Genomic DNA, 23,745 nt, shown 5'->3' with positions numbered 1-23,745 from the left:
GTGGGTTGACCGGAGGGTGCGAGAACCCTTTGCCGGTGGCCGCCGTCAGGCGGCCGGAGACAGCCCCGCCGTCAGATGACGGGGCGACACAGGCAGGTGGCCACGCGGCACAGGTCGACCGCGCGCCGTTTGGTGAGGTGGGTCCCCATGGTCAGGGAGCGTACCAGCCAGTGACCGTGCTGCCACTGGGCCGACCACCATCCGGGATCGTTCGGGCCGCCGAGAAATTCGGCGGCCCACCGCGCCTCCGGCGTCAGCCAGCGGAGTTGATCGGCACGTTCTTGGCGTCGGCGGTGACCGCCAGCCCTTCCGGCAGTGGACGAACCTCCCGGACCGCGAGCTGGAACGGCAACTCCGGCAGGGGCACGTCGATCGAGATGCTCTTGGCGTAGTTGCTCAGGAAGGCCCGAGCCAGCGGCAGGTTCGGCAGACCCGCGGCGTCCAGGTCGTTGAACCGCAGGGCCACCGCGCCGTTGTCGGCGACAGTGACGTCGGCGGTGCCGCTGATGGTGAGCTTCTGACCGAGGATGTCGGCCGGGGCCTTGACGGTGAGCTTGCCGTTCTGCTCGCCGAGGGTGAGACCCGGGCGGTTCAGCAGCGCGGCCAGACTCTCGTAGCTGATCGTGCCGGCACCGTTGACGGTGTCCGCCACGACGTCACCCTGGCCGGTGCGCAGGGTGTCCAGCGAGGCCCGAACGTTGCGGGCGGTCACGTCGAGCACCGGCAGCCGGACGGCGTCGCCCTCGACCGAGGCCTGCACGTCCCGCAGGTTGATGGTGATCCGCTGGTAACGGCCGTCCAGCACCTGGGTGAGGAACGGAGTTCCGCCCACCTCCACCTCAGGTGCGGCGGACTGCGCGCCCTGCTTGGCGATCTCCTGGCTTACACGGTCGCCGATCATCCGCTCGGCGACCCCGACCGCGACCCGGTCGGCGACCACCAGCAACCCCGCCAGCAGCAGGAGCAGCACGAACAGCCCGATGAGCAGCTTGCGGCCACGCCGTCGGGGTCGCGCCTGGTCCACCGGATAGTCCTGCGCCACGCCGCCTCCTGTCTCCGCCCGTCGCGCCGCGACGGGTCGTTCGTACCGACGCCGCAGGGCGGCGCACCCGTAGGTACCCGACCGGCTCAGCGCTCAACCGTGACTCAGAGGAAGAGCATGCACATGGCGTACGCGGCGGGCGCCGCCAGGGCGAAGCCGCCGAGCGGGCCCTGCATGTGCCGGGCCACCCACATCGTGGGCGGTTCGCCGGCCATCAACCGGCCCGCCTCCGCGTACCCCACGGCGAGGTCGGAGAGGACGGCGGTGACCGCCGCGACCAGGCCGATCACGGCGGCCCGGGTCGGCGTGAAGGGCGCCACCAGGTAGCTGCCGAGGAGGGCGCTGGTCAGCGTGCCGACCATCGCGCCGGCCACCACGCCGGCGGCGCCACGGGGCACCTGCGGTGCGAGCCGGGGCCAGGGCAGTACGGCGTCGGTGAGCCGGGCGACGGTGAGCGCGACACCGCTCGCGGTCAGGCAGACGGTGATCGCCTGGGTGCCGGCCGGGATCCGGCTGAGCACGATCAGGGTGCCGAAGGCCACCACCCCGACCACGATGAGCAGCGTGGAGCCGAGGGAGTCGGTGACCCGGACCCGGTCGACCCGACGGACCAGCTGGCCGAGCACAGCGGCGAGGAACCCACCGGCGGCCAGGTAGCCCAGCGGGGCCAGGCCGGCGACGTCGGTCTGCACCGCCGCGATGTCGACGAACGCCGCGACCGCGGCGCTGATCCCGGCGACCACCAGCAGCGCGGGCGGACGCATGGCCATCGTCCAGGCGAGCACGAACAGCAGTTGGACGCCGAAGATGATGAAGGCGAACGGCAGCCGGTGACCGGGGCCGGACGTCTGCGCGCCGAGCACCAGGCCGACACCGAGCAACGCGGCGAAGCCGGCGATGGTCAGCGCCAGTTGACGGTGCACAGCGACCGGGGGGATGACCTCCTCTTCCGGCTCGTCGATCTCTTCTTCGGATCGGCGGGCCGGCTCGCCGGCGCGGCGGGCACGGCGCGGCCCACCCCGTTCGCGGCGGTCGCCATCGGTGGTGGCCGGACCGGTACGCGGCGCGGGCGGTTGGCCGCGCGTCGCTGCGGCGGCCGGACCCGGTTGGGGCCCAGCGGGCCACGATTCGCGGCCGGCCTCGGGCGAGGTGGAGGGAAACACGACCCGATCGTGCCAGACCGACGGCCCGACGCGGTGGTCACGGGTTTCGGCGACGTTAAAATCCGGGCCGCGATCAGGGGCAAGATAGACAAACGGGAAATGGCCTGACGGCGCGGCCGAGGCGATCGGTTAGGCTCAACGCGTTACCCGCCCGTCAGCGACGCCGGGACCACGCAATTTCTCAGCGCACTCCTTGATGGGTGCGACTGGTCGCGTGCGGCCGTGCGCCGCCGGGACGGAGGTGATCGTGGAGATCCTGCTGCTGGTGACTGCGCGCGCAGGTGAACCGTCGGCTGTGCTGCCGGCGCTCGACCTGTTGCCGCACTCGGTCCGCACCGCGCCGCGTGATGTTCGCACCCTGGTCGCGGGCCCCAGCCCCGACGCGGTGATGGTGGATGCCCGATCGGAGTTGAGCGAGGCCCGCGCGACGTGCCGGATGTTGCACGCCACAGGGCTCGGCGTGCCGTTGGTAGCGGTGGTGACCGAGGCCGGTCTGATCGCCCTCAACGCCGACTGGGGCGTCGACGACGTCATCCTCGCCTCGGCCGGCCCCGCCGAGGTCGAGGCACGGCTGCGGCTGGCGGTGGGCCGGCTCAACAACACGACAGCTGGCGCGGGTGGCTCGATCCGGGCCGGCGAGCTGAACATCGACCCGGACACCTACGCGGCCAAGCTCAAGGGCCGTCCGCTCGACCTCACCTACAAGGAGTTCGAGCTGCTGAAGTTCCTGGCCCAGCACCCGGGCCGGGTGTTCACCCGGGACCAGCTCCTGCGCGAAGTCTGGGGCTACGACTACTTCGGCGGCACCCGCACCGTGGACGTGCACGTCCGGCGACTGCGCGCCAAGCTCGGCTCGGAGTACGAGTCGATGATCGGCACCGTCCGCCAGGTCGGCTACAAGTTCGTCGTTCCGCCGTCGCGGTCGCTTCCCGAGGCGGAGCACGCGCCCCTGCCGGTCTGATCCGGAGACCACTCCGGGCGATTTCCCATATGCCCTTTTTGCGCAGCTTGGCAGATCTATTCTGACTGCCGGGTTTGTCGGAGAAAGGGGCGACGGTGCGCGCACTGAACACGGGGGCGACGGGCCGGCGTGACCGGCAAACCAGGCGGAAGTCGTGACGCGGGGCAGCTCGACCGCGCGCGCCGCGGGGATCGTGACACTGGTGGTGGCGGGGCTGCTCGGCTCCGCGTACGTGCTGGGCCGCAGCCTCGTCCCCGACCAGACGCCTCGGCAGTCCACAGGTGTCACCACGAGCGCCGACGGACCGCACTACGCCGACCAACCCAGCGTTGGCGAGCCGGGCGGAGCCCCGAGCGCCAGCGCAAGCGCGGCGGAGACCGGCCCGGCCGAGACCGGCCAGGACGGGTCCGGACGGGACGCCGGAGACGACAACCTGTTCGGTGCCCACGCCACCACCGGCACCCCGCGGCTCGCGCTGACCTTCGACGACGGGCCGGACCCGCGCTACACGCCGCAGGTCCTCGCCCTCCTGCGCGAATACGACGTCCGCGCCACGTTCTGCGTGGTCGGCGAGAACGCGCAGAACCACCCCGACCTGATCCAGTCGATCGTGGACGCCGGGCACACCCTGTGCAACCACTCCTGGCACCACGACGTCGGCCTGGGCGCCCGGTCGGCCGACGCGATCCGCTCCGACCTCCTGCGCACCAACGCCGCGATCCGGGCGGCGGTGCCGAACGCGCCGATCGTCTGGTACCGCCAGCCGGGCGGCGCCTGGACGTACCCGGTGGTGTCGGTGGCGCAGCAGCTCGGCATGACCCCGCTGCACTGGTCGGTGGATCCGTCGGACTGGGAGCTACCCGGCGCCAGCAAGATCACCGCGACGGTGCTGAGCCAGGCCCAACCGGGTTCGGTGGTGCTGCTGCACGACGCCGGTGGTGACCGACAGGGCACGATGGAGGCACTGCGCCGGATCCTGCCCGACCTGACCGCCCGGTTCGAGCTGGAGGCACTCCCCACCGACCCGACGTGACCCACGGCTTTACGGCGACGCTCCGGGCGTCACGACACGCAACGGATACGGTGGCGGGATGAGCAGCGCGGAGCCGACCAGCGACCAGGTGACCCGGAGCGACCAACTGGCGCCGGCGGAAATCGCCGACGTACTCGCCCTCGCCAGCGCCGCAGGTGACACGGACGGAGCGGACCCGCTCGACGAACACGTCCTGCTGCGGCTGCGCGACCCCGACGCCCCCGCCGTTCACCTGATCGCCCGCGCCGACGACGGCACCCTCACCGGCTACGCGCACCTGGACACCACCGACCCGGTCGGTGGGATCGGGGTCGAGCTGGTGGTGCACCCCGCGTACCGGCGGCGGGGCACCGGACGGGCGCTGGCCCGGGGCGTACTCGCCTCGGCCACCGGGCCGCTGCGGGCGTGGGCGCACGGCGACCACCCCTCGGCCGCCGCGCTCGCCGTCGACCTCGGCTTCGCCCGCGCCCGGGTGCTCTGGCAGTTGCGCCGGCCCCTGGCCGCCCCGCTGGGTGAGCCGCGCCTGCCCGACGGGGTGGCGCTACGCGCGTTCCGGCCCGGGGCGGACGACACGGCCTGGTTGGCCCTCAACGCACGAGCCTTCGTCGAGCACCCTGAACAGGGCCGGTGGACGTCGGACGACCTGCGGGTCCGCCTCGCCGAGCCGTGGTTCGATCCGGCCGGCTTCCTGCTCGCCGAAGAGACCGCGACCGGCCGACTGCTCGGCTTCCACTGGACCAAGGTGCACGAGCGGCCGGGGTCGGCCCGGATCGGCGAGGTGTACGTCCTGGGGGTGGAGCCGACAGCGCACGGTGGCGGGCTCGGTCGGGCTCTGACCACCGCCGGGTTGGCACACCTGCGGGACAAGCGTGGCCTCGACCGGGTGATGCTCTTCGTGGACGACTCGAACACCGGGGCCGTCGCGCTCTACGAGCGGCTGGGCTTCGCCCGCTGGTCCGCGCACATCAACTACCACCTGGGCTGACCGTCGGCCGTCGCCCTGACCGCGTCACCGGTCGGTAACGGCCGAGCGTCGGCGAGATAACGCTGAACCGGAAATATACCCATACTTCCGACAGGTGTATCCGGGTTCACTTAACGGACAACTCACCCTCGGCAAGCGGTCACCTCAGGGGCCGTACGTGTTCACCTTGCGTTCACTTGCGACCGGCGAACCGGCTACCTGGCACTTCTAACTTTCGTGTCAGCCGGTCAGTGCCGGTCCTCGGGCCCCGGGATCGGGGCGCCAAGTCAGACGCGAAGGGAAACCCCTCAGGTGAAGCTCCAGCGGTACGGCACTATTGCCTGCCTCGCTCTTGCCGCGACGCTCGGCCTCAGTGCATGCGGCTCGGACAACAACGAGCCCGCCTCCGGCGCGAGTGCTTCGGGCTCGGCCGCCGCGGTCGACTGCGCTACCGGCACGCTGAACGCCCAGGGCTCGTCGGCGCAGAAGAACGCCATGGCCGAATGGATCAAGGCGTACCAGCAGAAGTGCCAGGGCACCACGATCAACTACGAGGCTTCCGGCTCGGGCGCCGGCATCCAGGCGTTCATCGCCGGGACCGCCGACTTCGCCGGCTCCGACTCCGCGCTCAAGCCGGAGGAGCAGCCGCAGGCGGACGCCAAGTGCGTCGGTGGCAAGGCCATCCACCTGCCGATGGTGATCGGCCCGGTGGCCGTCGCCTACAACGTCAGCGGCGTGGACAACCTCCAGCTCAAGCCGGCCACCCTGGCGAAGATCTTCGCCGGCAAGGTCACCAAGTGGGACGACGCCACGATCAAGGCCGACAACCCGGAGGCCAAGCTCCCGGCGACCACGATCCAGACCGTCCACCGTTCGGACGAGTCGGGCACCACCGACAACTTCACCAAGTACCTCTCGAAGACCGCTGAGAGCGACTGGACCCTGGGCAACGCCAAGGCGTGGAAGGCCCCGGGCGGCACCGGCGCCAAGGGCTCGGACGGCGTGGCCAGCCGGGTCAAGGGCGCGGACGGCTCCATCGGCTACATGGAGTGGTCGTTCGCCGAGAACGCCGGTCTGAAGATGTCGAAGATCGGCAACGGCAACGGCGAGTTCGCCGCGCTGACCGCCGAGGCGGCCGGCAAGACCATCGCCGGCGCTGCCGTCGAGGGTCAGGGCGACGACCTCAAGCTGAAGATCGACTACAACACCAAGGAGGCCGGGGCCTACCCGATCGTCCTGGCGACGTACGAGATCGTCTGCAGCAAGGGCCTCGCGGCCGACAAGCTGAAGCTCGTCAAGGGCCTGCTGGGGCACGCCGCCAGCGCCGAGGGCCAGGCCTCTCTCACCGAGCTGGGCTACGCCCCGCTGCCGGAGACGGTCCGCACCAAGGTCGAGACCGCGGTCAAGAACCTCTCCTGACCCGATTCCACACCTTCGCAACCGAATCGAGCGAGCAGATGGGTGAAACCCCTCACCGCTCGGCCGACGCCGGCACCGGCGGGACGCGCGTGACCCAGAGTCACGAGTGGCCCGCCGGTGCCTCGGCGCGTGTGGCCGAGGCACCAGTCAGCACCCGTTCCCCGGGCGGCACCGGGCTGGGCGGCGGCGGCGCGCTGCCGCGCAGCCGTAAGTTCGGCGCCGAGCGGGCCTTCCGCGGCCTCACCCTGGCCGCCGGCACCGCCGTTCTGGTCATCATCGCCGCCATCGCGATCTTCCTGGTCGCCAAGGCGGTGCCGGCCCTACGCGCCAACACCGAGAACTTCTGGTCCTACGAGGGCTGGTCCCCCAACGAGACAGAGCCGAAGTTCGGAATCGGTGCGCTCGCCTTCGGCACCGTGCTCAGCTCGGCGCTCGCACTGCTCATCGCGGTGCCGGTGGCGCTCGGCATCGCGCTCTACCTCTCGCACTACGCGCCGCGCCGGTTGGGCACCGCGCTCGGCTTCCTGGTCGACCTGCTGGCCGCCGTACCGAGCGTGGTCTTCGGCCTCTGGGGGCGGGACGTCTTCAGCAGCCCCGTCCGGGACTTCTCGGTCTGGCTGAACCATCACTTCGGCTGGATCCCGCTCTTCGGCGGCGACGGCCCCTTCGGGGCGTCCGTCATGCTCGGTGCCCTGGTGCTCGCGATCATGGTGCTGCCGATCATCACCTCACTCTCCCGCGAGGTGTTCCTCCAGACCCCCACCGCGAACGAGGAGGCCGCCCTCGCCCTGGGCGCCACCCGCTGGGAGATGCTGCGCACCGCGGTGCTCCCCTACGGCCGTCCCGGCATCATCGCCGCGATGATGCTCGGCCTCGGCCGGGCGCTCGGCGAGACCATCGCCCTGGCGCTGACCCTCGGCATCACCTTCGGCATCTCGTTCAACCTCATCCAGAACGGCGGCAACACCATCGCCGCCAACATCGCCAACGCGTTCGGCGAGGCGAACGAAACCGGCCGGGGCGCGCTCATCGCCTCCGGTCTGGTGCTGTTCACCATCACGCTGATCGTCAACATCACGGCGCGGGCGATCATCTACCGCCGCCGGGAGTTCACGGAGTCGGCCGCATGACCACAACCGCCACCTCCCACCGCACCCGGCCGCCGGCCCAGCCCAACTCGCTGCGGGCCAAGCGGCTGCCCTGGTACGCCGCCCCGGCCATCGCCGTGGCAGCCCTGGCGCTCTCCGCCGTGATCGTCTACGGCGCCAGCATCGGCGGCCCGGTCCTCGTGGTCGTCCTCGGCGCGATCCTCTACCTGGTCGGGCTCTTCGCCGCCGCCAACGCGGTCGAGGGGCGCCGATCGGCCCGCAACCGCACCTGGAGCGCACTGATCCACTCCGCCTTCGTGCTGGCGGTGCTGCCGCTCGTGTCGGTGGTCTGGACGCTGGTCAGCAAGGGTGCCGACCGACTGGACGCCAACTTCTTCCAGACCTCGATGAACAACATCGGGGCCCGGGACGCCAACGGCGGCGCGTACCACGCGATCGTCGGCACGCTGGAGCAGGTGGGCATCGCCACCCTGATCACCGTCCCGCTCGGCGTTCTCTGCGCGATCTACATCGTCGAGTACGGGCGCGGCAAGTTCGCCTTCGCGATCCGGTTCTTCGTGGACGTGATGACCGGCATTCCGTCGATCGTCTCCGGCCTCTTCGTGCTGGCGTTCTGGGTGCTGATCGTGTCGCCGTGGTTCAACGACGGTCGGCCCAGCTTCTCCGGCTTCGCCGCCGCGCTCGCGCTGAGCGTGCTCATGCTGCCCACCATCGTCCGGTCCACCGAGGAGATGCTCCGCCTCGTACCGGCGCCACTGCGCGAGGGCGCGTACGCGCTCGGCGTACCCAAGTGGAAGACCATCCTGCGGGTGGTGCTGCCGACGGCGCTGCCCGGCATCGTCACCGGCGTCATGCTCGCCATCGCCCGCGCGGCCGGTGAGACCGCGCCGGTGCTGCTGGTCGCCGGCGGTGGCGCCGCGATCAACACCAACCCCTTCGAGAACAACCAGTCGTCGCTGTCCCTCTTCGTCTACCAGCAGGCCGGCGACGCGTCGAAGTACGCCCCGGCACGGGCGTGGACCGCGGCACTCACCCTGGTCGCCCTCGTGCTCATCCTGACGATCGCGGCGAAGCTGCTGGCCCGTCGCAACAGGCTCAGCCGATGAACCCCGGAGGTACCACCATGGCCAAGCGCGTCTCCGCCTCGAACGTCACTGCGTACTACGGCAGCTTCAAGGCAATCGAGAACATCAACCTGACGGTCGAGCCGAAGACCGTCACCGCTCTCATCGGGCCGTCCGGCTGCGGCAAGTCGACGTTCCTGCGGTCGATCAACCGGATGCACGAGGTGCTGCCGGGGGCACGGGTCGAGGGCAGCCTGACCATCGACGACCAGGACATCTACGACCGGGACGTGGACGTCACAGCCGTCCGCCGCACCATCGGCATGGTCTTCCAGCGGCCGAACCCGTTCCCCACCATGAGCATCTTCGAGAACGTGGTGGCCGGGCTGAAGCTCAACGGGGTCCGCAAGAAGTCGATCCTGGAGGACGCGGCCGAGAAGGCCCTGCGCGCCGCGAACCTGTGGGGCGAGGTCAAGGACCGGCTGGGCAAGCCCGGCGCGGGCCTCTCCGGCGGTCAGCAGCAGCGGCTCTGCATCGCCCGGACCATCGCGGTCGAGCCGCAGGTCGTCCTGATGGACGAGCCGTGCTCCGCCCTGGACCCGATCTCCACGCTGGCGATCGAGGACCTGATGTTCCAGCTCAAGGACAAGTTCACGATCATCATCGTGACGCACAACATGCAGCAGGCCGCCCGGGTGTCGGACCGGACCGCCTTCTTCTCGATCGAGAAGACCGGCGACCCGGGCCGGCTGATCGAGTACGACAACACCCAGAAGATCTTCAGCAACCCGAGCGTGAAGAAGACCGAGGACTACATCACCGGCCGCTTCGGCTGAGCCGCTGACACCCGGTCCGTGAGGGGCGTCGGTCGACCTGACCGGCGCCCCTCACGCGTACCCCGACGCGGTTTCGGCGCGGCCAAGGTCGTGCGGGCCTGCGGCGCCCAAGATCGGCGCAACTACAGGGATGCTGCTGTCTCCCACGCGTCCGAGGCAGCAGCATCCCTGAAGTTGTGCTGATCTTGACGGTGCGCGTCGGGCACGAGCGCTGTCGCAGCGCCGGGGCAGCGATCGGGAGCGCTCAGCCCAGGACGAAGCGGGGTTCGCCGTCCGGGGGCAGGTCCAGGCGCGGGGTGACCGGGGTGGCGGCGTCCCGATCGGCCGCCGCCCGCGCCACTCCGGCCAGGTCACCGGCCGCTGCCACCTGGGCCAGCGTGACCATTGTCGGTGGCAGCATGGTCAGCTCGCCGGCCTGCGCGCGGGCCAGCGCGTCCGCCGGGCGGATCCACAGGGTGTGGTCGGCCTCGCCGGAGACGTCGCGGGTCCGCTGGCCAGCCGGCAACAGGGCGATGAAGAAGTACGTGTCGAAGCGGCGCGGCTCGAACTCGGGAGTGATCCACCTGCTCCAGGGCAGCAGCAGGTCCGACCGAAGTGTGAGCTGACGGTCGGCGAGCAGCGCCGCGAAGCCCAGCCTCCGTCCCTCCAGGTCCTGCCGGGCCGCCTCCCAGTCGTCGCTGCTGACGTCGCCCACCACTGTCTCCCGGTTCGGACCGGCGAGCAGTACGCCGGCCTCCTCGAAGACCTCCCGGGCGGCGGCGCAGACCACCGCCTGCGCGGCCTGCGGGGCCACTCCGAGCCGGTCCGCCCACTCGCCCGGCGTCGGGCCGGCCCAGTCCAGGTGCGCCTCCGAGTCGGAGCGGTCCACCCCGCCTCCGGGGAAGGCGTACATCCCGCCGAAGGTCATCGCGGCGACCCGGCGGATGACGTACACCTCGAAGTCGGCGTCGGTCGGACGCAGCAGCAGCACGGTGGCCGCGACCCGCGGCGTCGCCGGGGTGCCACCCTCGGCCTGGAACCGGCGGGCGTGCTCGACCAGGGCGGCCGGGGCGGCGAAGCCGTCACTGTCGATCGTCATGCCCGCGAGCCTAGTTCCCGACAGCGCGACCACCGGCGGGCGCCAGGCGATGAGGGATCATGAAGTTGTTGCCACGACACGCCGTGCCGGCGGGCAACAACTTCATGATCGACGAGGGTGGCCGCTGGGACAGCGCGGGCCGGGCAGTGGGCGGTTCGCCTGGCTCGGCTAGCGTTCCGGCATGACTCGTTGGGGCATCCTGGCCACCGGCCACATCGCCAGCCGTTTCGCCGAAGACCTCCGGTTGGTGCCGGACGCCGAATTGGTAGCGGTCGGTTCCCGCGCCGCGGAGAGCGCGCAGCGCTTCGCCGACACGTACGGCGCGAAGCGCGCCTACGGCTCCTGGGTGGAGTTGGCCGCCGACCCCGAGGTGGACGCGATCTACGTGGCGACCCCGCATTCCGCGCACTACGAGGCGGCGATGACCTGCCTCACCGCCGGGCGGGCGGTGCTGTTGGAGAAGCCGTTCACCCTCGACCTGGCCACCAGCACCGAGCTGGTGGAGACGGCCCGCGCCGCCGGGGTCTTCCTGATGGAGGCCATGTGGATGCGGCTGAATCCGCTGATCCTGCGGGTGGTCGAGTTGATCGCGGACGGGGCGATCGGCACGGTGACCGGCGTCCGGGCCGACTTCGGGGTGGCCGGGCCGTTCCCGCCGGAGCATCGGATGCGCAACGCCGCGCTGGGCGGGGGCGCACTGCTCGACCTCGGGATCTACCCGATCAGCCTGGCCCACCTGCTGCTCGGGGTGCCGCAGCACATCCGGTCCTGGGCGCAGCTCGGCCCGGAGGGGACTGACGAGAACACCGGCATGCTGTTCGGCTACGACAGCGGAGCCCTGGCGACCCTGAGCTGCGGCATGGTCGGGTTGAGCGGGCAGACCGCCTCGATCACCGGCACCACGGGGCGGATCGACCTGCCGGAGCCGTTCTTCCGGCCGGGTTCGGTGACGCTGCATCGGGCCGGCACGGAGCCGGAGACGATCGTCGCCGACGGGGCCGGCAACGGCTACCAGTACGAGGCGATCGAGGTGCAGCGCTGCCTGGCCGCCGGCCTGACCGAGAGCCCTGTGGTACCGCATGCCACGACCCTTGAGGTGATGACCCTGCTGGACACGGTCCGCGAGCAGATCGGCGTGCGCTACGTCTGAACAGCGGAAGGGCCCCCTGCCACGGCTGGACCGTGACCGGGGGCCCTTCCGGAAACTCAGCCGAAGAGCGGCCGGACCAGCAGGTACATGACGCACGCGATCAGCGCGGCGGCCGGGAACGTGATGATCCAGGCGAGCACGATGTTGCCGGCCACGTTCCAGCGGACGGCGGAGAGCCGCTTGGTCGCGCCCACACCCATGATCGCCGAGGTGATGGTGTGGGTGGTGGAGATCGGCGCCTTCAGGACCAGCGCGTTGAAGTAGAGCACCGCGCTGGCGACGGTCTCGGCGGCGAAGCCCTCCGGTGGTCCCAGGTCGATGATCTTGCGACCCAGGGTACGGATGATCCGCCAGCCGCCGGCGTACGTGCCGAGGGCGAGCATCGTCGCCGAGGTCCAGAACACCCACCCCGGGATGTGAGTCTTGCTCTCCTGGAAACCACCGGTGTAGAGCGCCAGGACCACGATGCCCATGGTCTTGGCGGCGTCCTGCATGCCGTGGCCGACCGACATGGCGGCCGCCGAGGCGGTCTGCGCCCAGCGGAAGCCCCGGTTGAGCTTGCCCGGCTGTCCCTTGCGGAACAGCCAGAGGATGGCCAGCATCAGCAGGTAACCGAGGGTGAGGCCGACGATCGGCGACAGCACCATCGGCAGCAGCACCTTCTCGCCGATGTTGCCCCACTGCACGATGCCGCCGGTGGACAGCAGGGTCGCGCCGACCAGGCCGCCGAAGAGCGCGTGCGAGGACGACGAGGGCAGACCGAAGTACCAGGTGATCAGGTTCCAGGCGATCGCCCCGAGCACCCCGGCGAAGACCACGCCGAGGCTGCTCACCCCGGTGGGGAGGGTGACCAGGCCGTCGCCGACGGTCTTTGCCACACCGGCGCCGAAGTGGGCGCCGACGAAGTTGCCGACCGCGGCGAGCCCGAGGGCGATCCGAGGTGTCAGCGCCCGGGTGGAGACGCTTGTGGCGATCGCGTTGGCGGCGTCGTGGAAGCCGTTGGTGTAGTCGAACGCCAAGGCCACCGCGATCACCGCCAGCACGGCGATGAGTTCAGGGGACACCGGCTCAGGACTCCTTGACCGCGATGGTCTCGACGGTGTTGGCCACGTGCTCGAAGGCGTCGCAGGCGGCCTCCAGCTCGTCGGCCACCTCCTTCATCTTCAGCACCGTCAACGCGTCGTACTCACCGGAGAAGAGGCGGACGAGCAGCTGCCGGTTGATCCGGTCGCCCTCGTTCTCCAGCCGGTTGCACTCGATCCAGTAGTCCTCGAGGTCCTTCATCGACTTGAGCCGGGGCATCGCGTCGGCGGTCAGCTTGGCCTGCTGGTCGAGCACGTTGACCATCTCGTGCAGCTCGCGGGGCAGCGCCGGAAGCTCGGTCAGCCCGTACAGGTAGAGCAGGTCGCCCACCGCTTCCAGGTGGTCCATCACGTCGTCCAGCAGCGAGCCGAGCCGGTAGATGTCCTCCCGGTCGAACGGGGTGATGAAGGTCGAGTTGATCTTCTTGTACAGCTCGTGGGTGATCTGGTCGCTGTCGTGCTCGACCTCGGTCAGCCGCTCGCTGACGGACTGCACGTCCACGCCGGGCAGGGCCAGCTCGTTGAGCAGCGCGGTGCCCCGGACCAGGTTCTGCGCGGCCCTGGTGAAGAGCTCGTAGAAGGCGCCCTCGGTGGGGCGGAAGGAAAACTTCACAGCACAGACCTCGTCGCGTCGGTGGAAGGGTGGCGGCGCCCGAGAGCGCCCGCTCGGTGAATGCTAGGAAACGGCCGAACGGGGAATTCGCCGGCCCACCCCTGGCCAGGCACCATTCACCGCTCGTTCACCTGCCGTTCATCTCGGCCGCCCCACCCGCACCCACTCCCCCAGCCAACAGGCGCTTCCGCTCCCGCGCCACGTCGAAATCGGCAGCCGGATACCCCAAGTCGAGCGTGTCGAACGTCTCACGCAGCAGGTGGGCCACCGCCCAGTCCCGGTACCACTTGCGGTCCGCCGGCACCACGAACCAGGGCGCGGCGTCCGTGCCGCACCGGCTCAGGGCCTCGGCGTACGCGGCCTGGTAGTCGTCCCAGTGCCCCCGCGAGTCGATGTCGGAAGGGTTGTACTTCCAGTGCTTGCGTGGGTCGGTGAGCCGGTCCATCAGGCGCTTGCCCTGCTCTTCGTACGAGATGTGCAGCATCACCTTGATCAGGGTGACCCCGCCCTCGGTCAGCTCCCGCTCGAACGAGTTGATCTCGTCATAGCGGGCTCGCCAGGTCGTCTCCGGCACCAGGGAGCCGACCCGGGCGATCAACACGTCCTCGTAGTGCGAACGGTTGAACATCCCCACGTACCCCGACGGCGGCAGCTCCCGGCGAATCCGCCAGAGGAAGTCGTGCCGCAGCTCCTGGCGGGTCGGCGGCCCGAACGAGCGGATGTGCAGGCCCAGCGGGTTCATCGCGCCGGCCACCCGCTTGATCGTGCCGTCCTTGCCGCCGCAGTCCATGGCCTGGAGCACCAGCAGCACCCGGTGCGCCGGCCGCTCCGACCCGGTCTTGGCCATCGCGAAGAGCATCTCCTGCTGCCGGCCCAACTCCTCGCCGACCAGCTCCACCTGCTCCCGCGCCCAGGTCTTACGGTGCTCGCCGCGGCCTGCGGGCCCCGGCAGGCCGGGCATGGATCGCGGGTCGATCGCGCCGAGATCCACCGGCGCGGTGACCCGCAGCAGGTCCCGCACGGAACCGCCGTCCGGTGCCACGATCTGCCCTTGCTCGGGTGCGCTCATGCACGGATCATCGCCCACCCACAGCCGTTCCGCCCGCCGAGAGCCACCTCCGAACCTTGGGCCGCTGATCGGCGCCGACCGACCTCCGCCACGGCAGGCACCGGTCCACCGGGCCGTTTCGGGGCTGCCGGCGGGCCGACTCGGCGGGAGGATGTAGGCCGGGACGCCGACCGGAAGGGGTGGTGGGTCGTGCGGGAACTGGCGACGGAGTTCGAGGCCGAGCGGGGCCGGCTGCTCGCGGTGGCCCACCGAATGCTGGGCAGCCGCAGCGAGGCGGAGGACGCGGTGCAGGAGACCTGGCTGCGCTACGCCGGAGCGCTGGCCGACCCGGCGGCCCGCGCCGAGATCCGGGAACTGTCCGCGTGGCTGACCACCACCTGCGCTCGGATCTGCCTGGACGTGCTCCGCTCGGCCCGGGTCCGCCGGGAGGCGTACCCGGGGCAGTGGCTGCCGGAGCCGGTGGTGAGCCCGTTGGGTGGCCGGTCGCCGGCCGACGGCTACGCGCCCGACCCGGCGGAGCGGGCGGTCCGCACCGACGAGGTCGGCACGGCGCTGCTGGTGGTGCTGGAGCGGCTCGCGCCGGAGCAACGGATCGCGCTCGTGCTGCACGACGTGTTCGCGCTGCCGTTCGCCGGGGTCGCGGGAGTGCTCGGCACCACCGAGGTCGCCGCCCGGCAGCTCGCCTCCCGGGCCCGACGGGCGGTCACCTCACCGGACGTACCCCGACACACCGCCGACCCGGCCGAGCAACGTCGGGTGCTCAAGGCGTTCGTCACCGCCACCGAGTCCGGCGAGTTGGACCAACTGCTTCAGGTGCTCGCGCCGGACGTGGTCTTCGTCGGCGACTCGGGTGGGCACTTCCCGGCCGCCCGCTGGCCGGTGCTCGGCGCGGACTCCGTGGCTCGCCTCACGCTCGGCCTGTTCGGCCGGACCGGCCGGTACACCGACCGGGTGCTGGCTCGGCCCGTGCTCGTCGACGGCATTCTCGGCCTACAGCTGGAGACGACGCACAGCGACGGGCGACCGATCCGCCTGGTCACCGCGTTCGCTGTCGACCAGGGCCGGATCACCGCCATCTACAACCAGCTCAACCCGGAGAAGCTGACCGACCTGCCACCGCTGGCGGCCGACGACGGCTGGCCGCCACGCTGGTGAGCCGGCCCGACCGGGCGCGCGGCCTCAGACCACCAGAGCCAACCACTTGCGGTACGCGGTGGCGAACGGCTCGGTGCCGTCGCCCAGCGCCCCCAACAGCCGCTGTGCCGCGGCCTCGGCCTCGGCCACCACGTCGTCCGGGTAGCCGAACCGGGCCCGGTGCTCGGCGAACTCGTCCTCGTCGAGCAGCTCCACCAGGCCGGTGGCTCGGCGCCGGACGACGTCCAGGTCCAGGTCGATCAGGTGGACCGTGTCGTCGGACTCCCAGCGGGCCGGTGTCGTGATGTCGCAGTAGACCTCGCTGGTGCGGGGCGGGGGGTTGAACATGGCCGTCCACCAGGCGCGATGTGGCACCAACAGCACGAACGGGATCTTCTCCACCGAGGGCCGGCCGTGGTAGACCGACTCGGTGCCCTCGGGCACCCCGAGCCAGATGCCGAGATCGTCCTCGGTGAGCCGGCGGGCCGGGTAGTCGCGGTGGGCGCTGCCGTCGTACTTGCGGTAGATCACGCGGACCATGTCGCTCGGCATGATTCGCACCCTAACCGATACAGCCCAACGCGTCGTAGCGCGGCCGTAACCGGACGGGGTCGGCCGCAACACTCGCTCCGGTCGGCATCACGCCACGCGGCGGATGGGCGCTGTCGGTGTCGGCGGCGCCGGGTACCGTCGCACGGTGACTCCGCCCCGCACCGCCACCGGTTCCGCCACCCCGTCGGCCCGTGCCAAGGGCCGGCGGCGGGGTGCCCGGCCCAGTGGCACCGAGCTGCTGGCGGCGGCGGTCGGCGCGGTGCCCGGCGGCGCGGAGCGCCCCGGCCAGCTGCAGATGACCACGGCGATCGAGGAGTGCGTGGCCGGCGGCGAGCATCTGCTCGTGCAGGCGGGCACCGGCACCGGCAAGTCGCTGGCGTACCTCGCGCCGGCGCTCACTGTGGACGGCCCGGTGGTGGTCTCCACTGCCACCCTGGCGTTGCAGTCCCAGCTGGTCGACCACGACCTGCCGCGGCTCGCCGACGCGGTCGAGCCGGTGCTCGGCCGTCGGCCCACCTTCGCCGTGCTCAAGGGCCGCCACCACTACCTCTGCCTCGCCCGACTGGACAACTCCACCGAGGAGGAGCCGGAGGACACCCTCTTCGACGCCCCCGCGTCGCGCCCCGGCGGCGGGACGAAGTGGCTCGGTGAGGCGGGCCGGCTGGGCAAGCAGGTCGAGCGGCTGCGCGACTGGGCCGAGAAGACCGCCACCGGCGACCGGGACGAGCTGGACCCGGGCGTCGAAGACCAGGCCTGGCGGCTGGTGTCGATGCCGGCCCGCGAGTGCGTCGGCGCGGCCCGTTGCCCGTTCGGGCAGGAGTGCTTCGCCGAGGCGTCGCGCGCCCGTGCCCGGGAGGCTGACATCGTGGTGACCAACCACAGCCTGCTCGCTGTCGACATGCTCGCCGACCGGCACATCGTGCCACCGCACAAGCTGCTCATCGTCGACGAGGCGCACGAGCTGGCCGACCGGGTCTCCTCCGCCGCACAGGCGGAGCTGGTGCCGGAGCTGATCGACCGGACCACCCGGCGGGCCCGTACGCTGCTGCGCCCGGAGACCGCCGAGGCGCTCACCGCCGCCGGCGACGCCCTGGCGGTCGGGCTGGCCGAGGCACCGGCCGGGCGGATCACCGCGGGGCTGCCGACGCCACTGCGGGAGGCGTGCACGCTGCTCGACGCGGCGACCCGCTCCGCCCTGGACGCGATCGGCGACATCAAGTCCGACGACCCCGACCCGGTCCGCAAGCAGCAGGCCAAGGCCGCCCTGGACGAGCTCTCCACCACCGCGCAGCGGCTACTGGAGGAGGGCGACCACGACGTGGCCTGGGTGGAGAAGAACGACAGCGGCAACCGCCGGGCACTGGTGGTCGCGCCGCTGTCGGTGGCCGGCACCCTCGCCACCCACCTGTACGACGAACGCACCGTCGTGGCCACCTCGGCGACCCTGGCGCTGGGCGGCCGGTTCGACACTGTCGCCCGCGCCCTCGGGCTGGACGCGCCACCGCCCGCCCCGCCGACCCCCGCCGCTGCCGCACTGGCCGCCCGCACCGGTCCCGGCCGGCCGGCTGCCGAGGCACCGGGCCGTCGCCTCGCCGGCGATGTCACAGCGAACGCCGTCGTCCCGGCCACCGAGGGCCCCGGGTGGCGGTCACTCGACGTCGGTTCGCCGTTCGACTACGCCCGGCAGGGCATCCTGTACGTCGCCGCGCACCTCCCCCGCCCCAGCGTCTCCGGGCTGCCCGATGCTGCCGGAGAGGAGCTGCTCGGGCTGGTCGAGGCACTCGGTGGTCGTACTCTCGGGCTCTTCTCCTCCCGGCGGGCCGCGCAGCAGGCGGCGGAGCTGTTGCGCGCACGGACCGACCTGCCGGTGTTGCTCCAGGGCGAGGAGGCGCTGCCGCTGTTGGTGCGTCGCTTCCGCGAGGAGCGCGCCAGCTGCCTGTTCGGGGTGATGTCGCTCTGGCAGGGGGTGGATGTGCCGGGCGACGCGTGCCAGCTCGTCGTCATCGACCGGCTGCCCTTCCCCCGCCCGGACGAGCCGCTGGCGGCGGCCCGCGCGGCGGCGGTGGACGCGGGCGGCGGCTCCGGCTTCGCGGCGGTCAGCGTGCCGATCGCCGCGGTGAGGCTGGCTCAGGGTGTGGGCCGGCTGATCCGGGCGACCGGCGACAAGGGCGTGGTCGCCGTGCTCGACTCCCGGTTGGAGACGGCCCGAGGCTACGGGCCGTTCCTGCGCCGCTCGCTGCCGCCTTTCTGGTACACGACCCGTCCCGAGGTGGCCCGGGGCGCTCTGGAACGCCTGGCCAAGTCCTGACCCGCGCCGCTCGGGCACACCAAAGATCGCGCTACAACGAGGAAAGAGTGGTCTCCCGCTGGCGGGAAGGCCACTCTTTCCATGATCCTGCGTGATCTAGCGGATGCGCGGGTCTAGGGGGCCTGGGAGGCGACGACCACGGCGTCGGGCGGGGTGTCCGGCACCCTGCGGGCGGCAAGCCGCCGGACCGCTGTGTTCAGCACCGCGATGAGCGGCACGGAGACCAGCGCGCCGGTGATCCCGGCGAGTACGACACCGGCGGCGATACCGATGATCACCGCGAGCGGGTGCAGGGCCACCGCCCGGCCCATGATCAGCGGCTGGAGCACGTGCCCCTCGATCTGCTGTACGCCGATCACCGCCCCAAGGATGATCAACGCGGTGACCGGGCCGCTGTCGACGAGGGCCACCAGGACCGCCACGCCGCCGGAGAGCGCCGCACCGACGATCGGGATGAACGCGCCCAGGAAGACCAGCGCGGCCAGCGGGAAGGCGAACGGGACGTCGAAGATGACCAGGAAGATGCCGATGCCGACCGCGTCGATGAAGGCGACCAGCACCGTCGCTCGGACGTACGCGCCGAGCGTGTGCCAGGAGGCACGGCCGGCGTCGTCGACCTTCCACCGGGCGGCGACCGGCAGCAGCCGGACCAGGAAGCGCCAGATCCGGTTGCCGTCGCGCAGGAAGAAGAACGTCGCGAAGAGCACCAGCAGCGTGCCGGTCAGCACCTCGGCCAGCGTCGCGGCGGTGCTCAGCGCGCCGCTGGTGAACTTCGAGGTGTTGTCGTTGATCCAGGCCTGCGCCTCGTCGATGTAGCGGTCGAGTTGGGTGTCCGAGAGGTGCAGCGGGCCCGTCTTCAGCCAGTTCTGGATCTGCCGGACACCCTCGGACGACTTCTCGCTCAGTTCCGGTACGCCACGAATGAACTCGTTGACCACCAGCGTCAGCGTGCCGATCACCGCGACCAGGCCGCCGACCAGCACCACCGCCGTCGCCAGCGACCGGGGGAACCGGGCCCGCAGCAGCCAGCCCACCGCCGGCGCGAGCAGTGCGGAGAGCAGCAGCGCGATGGCCAACGGGATGATCACGATCTTGATCCTGCTGACGATCATCAGCAGGGCCCAGGCCACCACGCCGATCACGATCAGTCGCCAACACCACGCGGCGGCGATCCGCAGCCCGTGCGGGACGTCGGCGTCGTCCCGACTGGCGGTGGAGCTGTGCAGGTCCACCGGAGGTTCCGCGCCGTAGACCGTCGCGCTCGACGGCGCGGTCGGCCCCGGCACCGCCGGCGACGCCACCCGGGCCGCCTCCGACGCGTCGTTCAGCGCGTCACCGGCGACGCCCTCGTCGGCGCGCGCCGACTCCTGTCGTGACTGGTAGGCGCGGCGAAGCCGCCCGCGTACCCGCTCGAAGCGGCTCAAGCGCACCTCCTGGCAGAAAACCCGGCCCGCCGACGGCGACAGGTCGGACAGCATACGTCCGTTCCCGACACCGTAGGGCGGTTCCGCCACACAATGCCCCGACCACCTCGGGCGTAACCACCGGCCGGCCACCGTCGGCCACACGGTAGCGTCTGCGACGTGACCGCCGACAACGATCTCGACGCCGGCCTGCCGATCCGCCTGCTGCACGACCGTGTGCTCGTGCGGATGGAGGGCAGCGAGGGCGAACGCCGCTCCACCGCTGGCATCGTCATCCCGGCGACCGCCGCGGTCGGCAAGCGCCTCGCCTGGGCCACAGCGGTCGGGGTGGGGCCGAACGTGCGCGCCATCGTCTCCGGCGACCGGGTGCTCTTCGACCCGGACGAGCGCTCCGAGGTCGAGCTGCACGGCCGCGGTTACGTGCTGCTGCGGGAGCGGGACGTGCACGCCGTGGCCGCCGAGCGGATCGAGAACGACTCGACCGGCCTCTACCTCTGACGCACCTCCCCCGGCCACCCGGCCCGGTCGCGCACCGTTTGCCCAGCCGCACGACGGGAAGCCATCCGGCGACCGTGGCCCTGGGGAGGGACGATGCCGGTATTCGTGAAGAAGCTGTTGACCTGGGGCAGTGTCGCGTTCCTGATCTACTTCATGGCCTTCCGGCCGGACGGCGCCGCGCAGATGTTCCGGGCGATCGGAGCCGCGCTGATCGCGATGTTCCAGGGCCTCGGTGACTTCCTCACGTCGCTACTGGCCTGAGCCGCGCTGCTGGTCAGCCGCCAGGCCACGGCCGTCAGGGGTGCGTCGGCGGCCAGTGAGACGCCGGGCGCAGGCCGGGCCAACCGGGCGGGGCGTACCCCACCGGAGCCGGGGCGGGAGCCAGCACCACCGGGATCGGCACCACCGGCTCGTCCGGCGCCTCCACCGCGCGCTGGGTGCCGTCCGGGAAGCGCAGGTGGTAGCGGCTGCCGTCCCAGACCCCCGCCGGGGCCTGCGGGTCCCGACCCACGAAGAACGACCGGTATTCGGTGATCGCGTCCAGCAGCTCCCGCTCCTCGCGGGCGGTCCGCTCCTGGTCGACCGGTTTGCGGTCCAGGCCGCGCAGCGCCCCGTCGCGCAGCAGGGCCAGCCGGGTCGCCGCGGACTGGTAACCCCGCATCGCCCGCACCCCGGCGTCGCCGGCAACCCGCCGCGCCCAACTGCGGGCGGCGTGCCGCCGGCCGAGACTGCTCAGGGCGGCCACCTCGGGCGGGCTGAGCCAGCCGGCGCGTACGTAGTCCGGTAGGACCCGCTCGGTGAGCCGCCCCTCCCAGGCGCGCAGCCACAGCGCCAGCCCCACGGTGCCGAAGAAGACCGGCACCATGAGCCCCAGGAAGCCGTACAGCATGATCATGGCCTCGCCGGTGGCCTGGGTCAGCGTGGGCAGCAGGTTCCACGTGCCGTGCAGCATCATCGCCAGCAGCAGGCCGGCGATCGGGGCGAGCACCCGGATGCGCCGGTCGGCCGTCCGGGAGGCGATACCCAACCCCACACCGGTCATCGAGGTGAAAAGCGGATGGGCGAACCCGAACAGCAGGATGCGCAGGATGAAGATCGCGATGACCTGCTGGATGCCGGTGGCCGGGCCGTACCGGTCGGCGCCGGACGCGTACCCCAACCCGCCCAGGTAGAGGATGTTCTCCACCATCGCGAAGCCGACCGCGGAGAGCCCGCAGTAGACCAGGCCGTCGGTGATCCCCGACCACTCGCGGCGGCGGAACACCAGCAGCAGGATCGGGCCCAGCGCCTTGGTCAGCTCCTCGATGAACGGCGCGACCAGCACCCCGGTGAGCGCGGACGGCAGACCCCAGTCGGCGAAGCGGTTGGCCGCGAAGTCGTTCACAGTGAGCGAGGCGGCGGTGGAGACGAACGCCCCCCAGGCGAAGCAGAAGATCAGATACTTCAACGGCTCCGGTTCGTACCGGTCCAGCCAGAGGAAGCAGGCGACCAGCACCGGCACCGGCAGGATGGCGGCGACCACCCCGATCAGCAGGGCCTGCGCACCGAGCGACTGGCCGAGTGTGAAGACCATGAAGACCGCGCACGCCGCGATCAACAGCACCACCCCGGCCAGCACCAGGAACCGCCGCCAGCCCAGTCGGCGCAGCGGCATCCGGGGCGTCTCACCCGTGGGCGGGACGACGGGCGCAGGCGCGGCGGCGGGCGACGGCGGCAGCGGTGAACCGGGCGGGGTGTCGGCCATGCGGTCAGCGTAGCCATCCGCCGCCGGCTGGTTCGGTCGCATCGGTAGCCGCTATGCTGCCGGCAGGTCACGAGTGCCAGCGTTCAGCCCCGGCTTGCTGGCCGGCAACCCTCGTCGAGTTCGCGGTGGGGTGCCCCGGGTGATGACCGGGCCCAGCCCGATCGGTGTGCTGGGCAAGCGCGGACCCCGTCCCGATGTCGCACCCGGGGTCCCTGACCCCGGAGGTTCCGGCGTGTCCGTCACTCTCGTCCCCTCGCTGCCCAGCCTGCCCACTGTGCCGTCGGCGCCGCCCGCGCCGCTCGACGTCCTCGGGGTGCCCGGCGAGATCAACCTGGACTACGCGGCCAGTGCGCCGTGCGCGCGGGCCGCCGCCGACGCGGTGGCCGAGCTGCTGCCCTGGTACGCCAGCGTGCATCGCGGAGCGGGAGCGCTGTCGCGGCGCTGCACCCTCGCGTACGAGCAGGCACGGCAGACCATCGGCGACTTCTTCGGTGCTCGCGCCGACGATCATGTGATCTTCACCCGGAACACCACTGACGCTCTCAACCTGCTGGCGCGGGCCGTGCCGGCCGGCACCACTGTGGTCACGTTCGCCTCCGAACACCACGCCAACCTGCTGCCCTGGCCGCGCGGGTCGGTGCGCCTTCCGGTGCCCAGCGACCCCGACGGGGCGGTACGCGATCTCGCCGCCGCCCTCACCGAGCTGCGCCGGGGCAGCAGCCCGGCGTTGCCGGTGCTGGTCGCGGTGACCGGTGCGAGCAACGTGACCGGTGAGCGGTGGCCGGTCGCCGAACTGGCGCGGGTGGCCCACCGGCACGGCGCCCGGATCGTGCTCGACGCCGCGCAGCTCGCCCCGCACGCCCCGGTCGACCTGCTCGCGCTCGACGTCGACTACCTGGCCGTGTCCGGCCACAAGCTGTACGCGCCGTTCGGCGCGGGCGTGCTGATCGGTCGGGCCGACTGGCTGGACGCCGCCCCGCCCTACCTGGCCGGCGGCGGCGCCACCAGCCACGTCGGGCCGGCCACCCACGACGTGACCTGGGCGACCGGCCCGGCCCGACACGAGGGCGGCACCCCGAACCTGCTCGGAGCGGTGGCGCTGGCGGCGGTGTGCAAGGCGCTCGACGAGGCGGACCAGGGCGCGCTGGCCGCCCACGAGCAGGCCCTGCTGGCCCGGTTACGGACCGGCCTCGCCGCCCTGCCGCACGTCGTCGAGCTGCGCACCTTCGGCCCGGACGCGCCCCGGGTCGGCATCGTCTCGTTCGTGGTCGCCGACCGGGACTCCACCGAGGTCGCCACGCGGCTGGCCGCCGAGCACCACATCGGCGTACGGGACGGGTTGTTCTGTGCCCACCCGCTGGCCCGGCGTCTGCTCGGCGAGGCGGCGGGGCGTACCGGCCGGCGGGACCTGCCGCCCACCGCGCTGCGTGCCAGCATCGGGCTGGGCAGCACGGCCGCCCAGGTGGACCGGCTGCTCGCGGCGCTGGCCGAGCTGGGCTGAG

General features: G+C 71.7%; 23 protein-coding genes, 2 pseudogenes and 1 riboswitch. Of the genes and pseudogenes, 15 read left to right on the top strand and 10 right to left on the bottom strand.

The window, feature by feature from the left end; all coding sequences use genetic code 11:
- Positions 1 to 71 precede the first annotated feature (71 nt).
- The 3 genes from OG598_RS29505 to OG598_RS29495 form a co-directional block, all read right to left on the bottom strand.
- On the bottom strand, positions 72 to 149 hold the full coding sequence (locus OG598_RS29505) for an Ms5788A family Cys-rich leader peptide (protein WP_310503780.1): 78 nt from the start codon (positions 147 to 149) through the stop codon (positions 72 to 74).
- 104 nt (positions 150 to 253) lie between these two features.
- Positions 254 to 1,042: an LmeA family phospholipid-binding protein gene (locus tag OG598_RS29500; RefSeq protein WP_328651979.1), complete on the bottom strand. Its 789-nt coding sequence runs from the start codon at positions 1,040 to 1,042 to the stop codon at positions 254 to 256.
- Between the two features lie 104 nt (positions 1,043 to 1,146).
- Positions 1,147 to 2,205: a hypothetical protein gene (locus OG598_RS29495; protein WP_328651978.1), complete on the bottom strand. Its 1,059-nt coding sequence runs from the start codon at positions 2,203 to 2,205 to the stop codon at positions 1,147 to 1,149.
- A gap of 241 nt (positions 2,206 to 2,446) precedes the next feature.
- Between OG598_RS29495 and OG598_RS29490 the strand changes: the two genes are divergently transcribed.
- The 7 genes from OG598_RS29490 (at position 2,447) to pstB (ending at position 9,591) form a co-directional block, all read left to right on the top strand.
- Positions 2,447 to 3,166 (top strand): winged helix-turn-helix transcriptional regulator, encoded by a 720-nt coding sequence (locus OG598_RS29490; protein WP_328655473.1) that lies wholly within the window; start codon positions 2,447 to 2,449, stop codon positions 3,164 to 3,166.
- A 154-nt stretch (positions 3,167 to 3,320) separates the two neighbouring features.
- Complete coding sequence (locus tag OG598_RS29485) at positions 3,321 to 4,199, top strand: polysaccharide deacetylase family protein (protein ID WP_328651977.1); 879 nt, start codon at positions 3,321 to 3,323, stop codon at positions 4,197 to 4,199.
- A 58-nt stretch (positions 4,200 to 4,257) separates the two neighbouring features.
- Entirely contained in the window at positions 4,258 to 5,184 is a 927-nt protein-coding gene (mshD, locus tag OG598_RS29480) for a mycothiol synthase (RefSeq protein WP_328651976.1), read from the top strand.
- 291 nt (positions 5,185 to 5,475) lie between these two features.
- The gene (pstS, locus tag OG598_RS29475; RefSeq protein ID WP_328651975.1) at positions 5,476 to 6,582 is read left to right on the top strand and encodes a phosphate ABC transporter substrate-binding protein PstS; all 1,107 of its coding nucleotides are present in this window, start codon (positions 5,476 to 5,478) and stop codon (positions 6,580 to 6,582) included.
- 38 nt (positions 6,583 to 6,620) lie between these two features.
- Entirely contained in the window at positions 6,621 to 7,712 is a 1,092-nt protein-coding gene (gene pstC / locus OG598_RS29470) for a phosphate ABC transporter permease subunit PstC (protein WP_328651974.1), read from the top strand.
- Entirely contained in the window at positions 7,709 to 8,797 is a 1,089-nt protein-coding gene (pstA, locus tag OG598_RS29465) for a phosphate ABC transporter permease PstA (RefSeq protein WP_328651973.1), read from the top strand. Before pstC ends, pstA begins: the two co-directional genes overlap by 4 nt.
- 17 nt (positions 8,798 to 8,814) lie before the next feature.
- On the top strand, positions 8,815 to 9,591 hold the full coding sequence (gene pstB / locus OG598_RS29460; RefSeq protein ID WP_328655472.1) for a phosphate ABC transporter ATP-binding protein PstB: 777 nt from the start codon (positions 8,815 to 8,817) through the stop codon (positions 9,589 to 9,591).
- Positions 9,592 to 9,835: 244 nt separating this feature from the next.
- On the opposite strand, the gene OG598_RS29455 is transcribed toward pstB, so the two are convergent.
- Entirely contained in the window at positions 9,836 to 10,669 is an 834-nt protein-coding gene (locus tag OG598_RS29455) for an NUDIX hydrolase (protein WP_328651972.1), read from the bottom strand.
- A gap of 59 nt (positions 10,670 to 10,728) precedes the next feature.
- On the opposite strand from OG598_RS29455, the gene OG598_RS29450 reads away from it, so the two are divergent.
- The gene (locus OG598_RS29450; RefSeq protein WP_328651971.1) at positions 10,729 to 10,854 is read left to right on the top strand and encodes a hypothetical protein; all 126 of its coding nucleotides are present in this window, start codon (positions 10,729 to 10,731) and stop codon (positions 10,852 to 10,854) included.
- Positions 10,851 to 11,819 carry a Gfo/Idh/MocA family protein gene (locus OG598_RS29445; RefSeq protein WP_328651970.1) on the top strand — a complete coding sequence of 323 codons (969 nt, stop codon included), beginning with the start codon at positions 10,851 to 10,853 and terminating at the stop codon, positions 11,817 to 11,819. The genes OG598_RS29450 and OG598_RS29445 overlap by 4 nt, the downstream gene beginning before the upstream one ends.
- Positions 11,820 to 11,875: 56 nt before the next feature.
- On the opposite strand, the gene OG598_RS29440 is transcribed toward OG598_RS29445, so the two are convergent.
- The 3 genes from OG598_RS29440 to OG598_RS29430 all read right to left on the bottom strand — a co-directional run bounded on the left by OG598_RS29440 (position 11,876) and on the right by OG598_RS29430 (position 14,583).
- Positions 11,876 to 12,883 carry an inorganic phosphate transporter gene (locus tag OG598_RS29440; protein ID WP_328651969.1) on the bottom strand — a complete coding sequence of 336 codons (1,008 nt, stop codon included), beginning with the start codon at positions 12,881 to 12,883 and terminating at the stop codon, positions 11,876 to 11,878.
- Between the two features lie 4 nt (positions 12,884 to 12,887).
- Complete coding sequence (locus OG598_RS29435; protein WP_030327784.1) at positions 12,888 to 13,514, bottom strand: DUF47 domain-containing protein; 627 nt, start codon at positions 13,512 to 13,514, stop codon at positions 12,888 to 12,890.
- Between the two features lie 127 nt (positions 13,515 to 13,641).
- Complete coding sequence (locus tag OG598_RS29430; protein WP_328651968.1) at positions 13,642 to 14,583, bottom strand: PPK2 family polyphosphate kinase; 942 nt, start codon at positions 14,581 to 14,583, stop codon at positions 13,642 to 13,644.
- A gap of 189 nt (positions 14,584 to 14,772) precedes the next feature.
- Between OG598_RS29430 and sigJ the strand changes: the two genes are divergently transcribed.
- Entirely contained in the window at positions 14,773 to 15,738 is a 966-nt protein-coding gene (sigJ, locus tag OG598_RS29425; RefSeq protein ID WP_328651967.1) for an RNA polymerase sigma factor SigJ, read from the top strand.
- 24 nt (positions 15,739 to 15,762) lie between these two features.
- On the opposite strand, the gene OG598_RS29420 is transcribed toward sigJ, so the two are convergent.
- Entirely contained in the window at positions 15,763 to 16,269 is a 507-nt protein-coding gene (locus OG598_RS29420) for a DUF402 domain-containing protein (RefSeq protein WP_328651966.1), read from the bottom strand.
- Positions 16,270 to 16,372: 103 nt separating this feature from the next.
- On the opposite strand from OG598_RS29420, the pseudogene OG598_RS33590 reads away from it, so the two are divergent.
- A pseudogene (locus OG598_RS33590) lies at positions 16,373 to 17,770 on the top strand (ATP-dependent DNA helicase); the annotation flags it as partial.
- 111 nt (positions 17,771 to 17,881) lie between these two features.
- Positions 17,882 to 18,577: pseudogene (locus tag OG598_RS33585) on the top strand (ATP-dependent DNA helicase); the annotation flags it as partial.
- Positions 18,578 to 18,690: 113 nt separating this feature from the next.
- On the opposite strand, the gene OG598_RS29410 reads toward OG598_RS33585, so the two are convergent.
- A complete protein-coding gene (locus OG598_RS29410; protein ID WP_328651964.1) occupies positions 18,691 to 20,055 on the bottom strand; it encodes an AI-2E family transporter in 1,365 nt (454 codons plus the stop codon).
- A 105-nt stretch (positions 20,056 to 20,160) separates the two neighbouring features.
- Here OG598_RS29410 and OG598_RS29405 point away from each other — a divergent pair, with 105 nt between their 5' ends.
- Both OG598_RS29405 and OG598_RS29400 read left to right on the top strand, forming a co-directional pair.
- A complete protein-coding gene (locus OG598_RS29405) occupies positions 20,161 to 20,499 on the top strand; it encodes a GroES family chaperonin (RefSeq protein ID WP_091402887.1) in 339 nt (112 codons plus the stop codon).
- 93 nt (positions 20,500 to 20,592) lie between these two features.
- Complete coding sequence (locus tag OG598_RS29400) at positions 20,593 to 20,760, top strand: hypothetical protein (RefSeq protein WP_167457715.1); 168 nt, start codon at positions 20,593 to 20,595, stop codon at positions 20,758 to 20,760.
- A gap of 34 nt (positions 20,761 to 20,794) precedes the next feature.
- Here OG598_RS29400 and OG598_RS29395 read toward each other — a convergent pair whose 3' ends face one another.
- Positions 20,795 to 22,285 (bottom strand): PrsW family intramembrane metalloprotease, encoded by a 1,491-nt coding sequence (locus OG598_RS29395; protein WP_328651963.1) that lies wholly within the window; start codon positions 22,283 to 22,285, stop codon positions 20,795 to 20,797.
- A 23-nt stretch (positions 22,286 to 22,308) separates the two neighbouring features.
- Positions 22,309 to 22,429: riboswitch (SAM riboswitch) on the top strand.
- 70 nt (positions 22,430 to 22,499) lie between these two features.
- On the opposite strand from OG598_RS29395, the gene OG598_RS29390 reads away from it, so the two are divergent.
- Positions 22,500 to 23,744: an aminotransferase class V-fold PLP-dependent enzyme gene (locus OG598_RS29390; RefSeq protein WP_328655471.1), complete on the top strand. Its 1,245-nt coding sequence runs from the start codon at positions 22,500 to 22,502 to the stop codon at positions 23,742 to 23,744.
- Position 23,745 lies beyond the last annotated feature (1 nt).

Source organism: Micromonospora sp. NBC_00330, assembly GCF_036136635.1.
Lineage (GTDB): Bacteria > Actinomycetota > Actinomycetes > Mycobacteriales > Micromonosporaceae > Micromonospora > Micromonospora salmantinae.
The sequence above is the reverse complement of the archived record's forward strand: the minus strand, read 5'-3'. Positions and strand labels throughout refer to the sequence as shown.

What these genes read in the sequence shown, in the direction of transcription:
- OG598_RS29420 (WP_328651966.1), bottom strand. Translation starts at nt 16,269, where the DNA reads ATGCCGAGCGACATGGTCCGCGTGATCTACCGCAAGTACGACGGCAGC.
- OG598_RS29445 (WP_328651970.1), top strand. Translation starts at nt 10,851, where the DNA reads ATGACTCGTTGGGGCATCCTGGCCACCGGCCACATCGCCAGCCGTTTC.
- OG598_RS29455 (WP_328651972.1), bottom strand. Translation starts at nt 10,669, where the DNA reads ATGACGATCGACAGTGACGGCTTCGCCGCCCCGGCCGCCCTGGTCGAG.
- OG598_RS29450 (WP_328651971.1), top strand. Translation starts at nt 10,729, where the DNA reads ATGAAGTTGTTGCCACGACACGCCGTGCCGGCGGGCAACAACTTCATG.
- pstC (WP_328651974.1), top strand. Translation starts at nt 6,621, where the DNA reads ATGGGTGAAACCCCTCACCGCTCGGCCGACGCCGGCACCGGCGGGACG.
- OG598_RS29400 (WP_167457715.1), top strand. Translation starts at nt 20,593, where the DNA reads ATGCCGGTATTCGTGAAGAAGCTGTTGACCTGGGGCAGTGTCGCGTTC.
- OG598_RS29395 (WP_328651963.1), bottom strand. Translation starts at nt 22,285, where the DNA reads ATGCGACCGAACCAGCCGGCGGCGGATGGCTACGCTGACCGCATGGCC.
- pstA (WP_328651973.1), top strand. Translation starts at nt 7,709, where the DNA reads ATGACCACAACCGCCACCTCCCACCGCACCCGGCCGCCGGCCCAGCCC.
- OG598_RS29410 (WP_328651964.1), bottom strand. Translation starts at nt 20,055, where the DNA reads ATGCTGTCCGACCTGTCGCCGTCGGCGGGCCGGGTTTTCTGCCAGGAG.
- OG598_RS29430 (WP_328651968.1), bottom strand. Translation starts at nt 14,583, where the DNA reads ATGAGCGCACCCGAGCAAGGGCAGATCGTGGCACCGGACGGCGGTTCC.
- mshD (WP_328651976.1), top strand. Translation starts at nt 4,258, where the DNA reads ATGAGCAGCGCGGAGCCGACCAGCGACCAGGTGACCCGGAGCGACCAA.
- OG598_RS29505 (WP_310503780.1), bottom strand. Translation starts at nt 149, where the DNA reads ATGGGGACCCACCTCACCAAACGGCGCGCGGTCGACCTGTGCCGCGTG.
- pstB (WP_328655472.1), top strand. Translation starts at nt 8,815, where the DNA reads ATGGCCAAGCGCGTCTCCGCCTCGAACGTCACTGCGTACTACGGCAGC.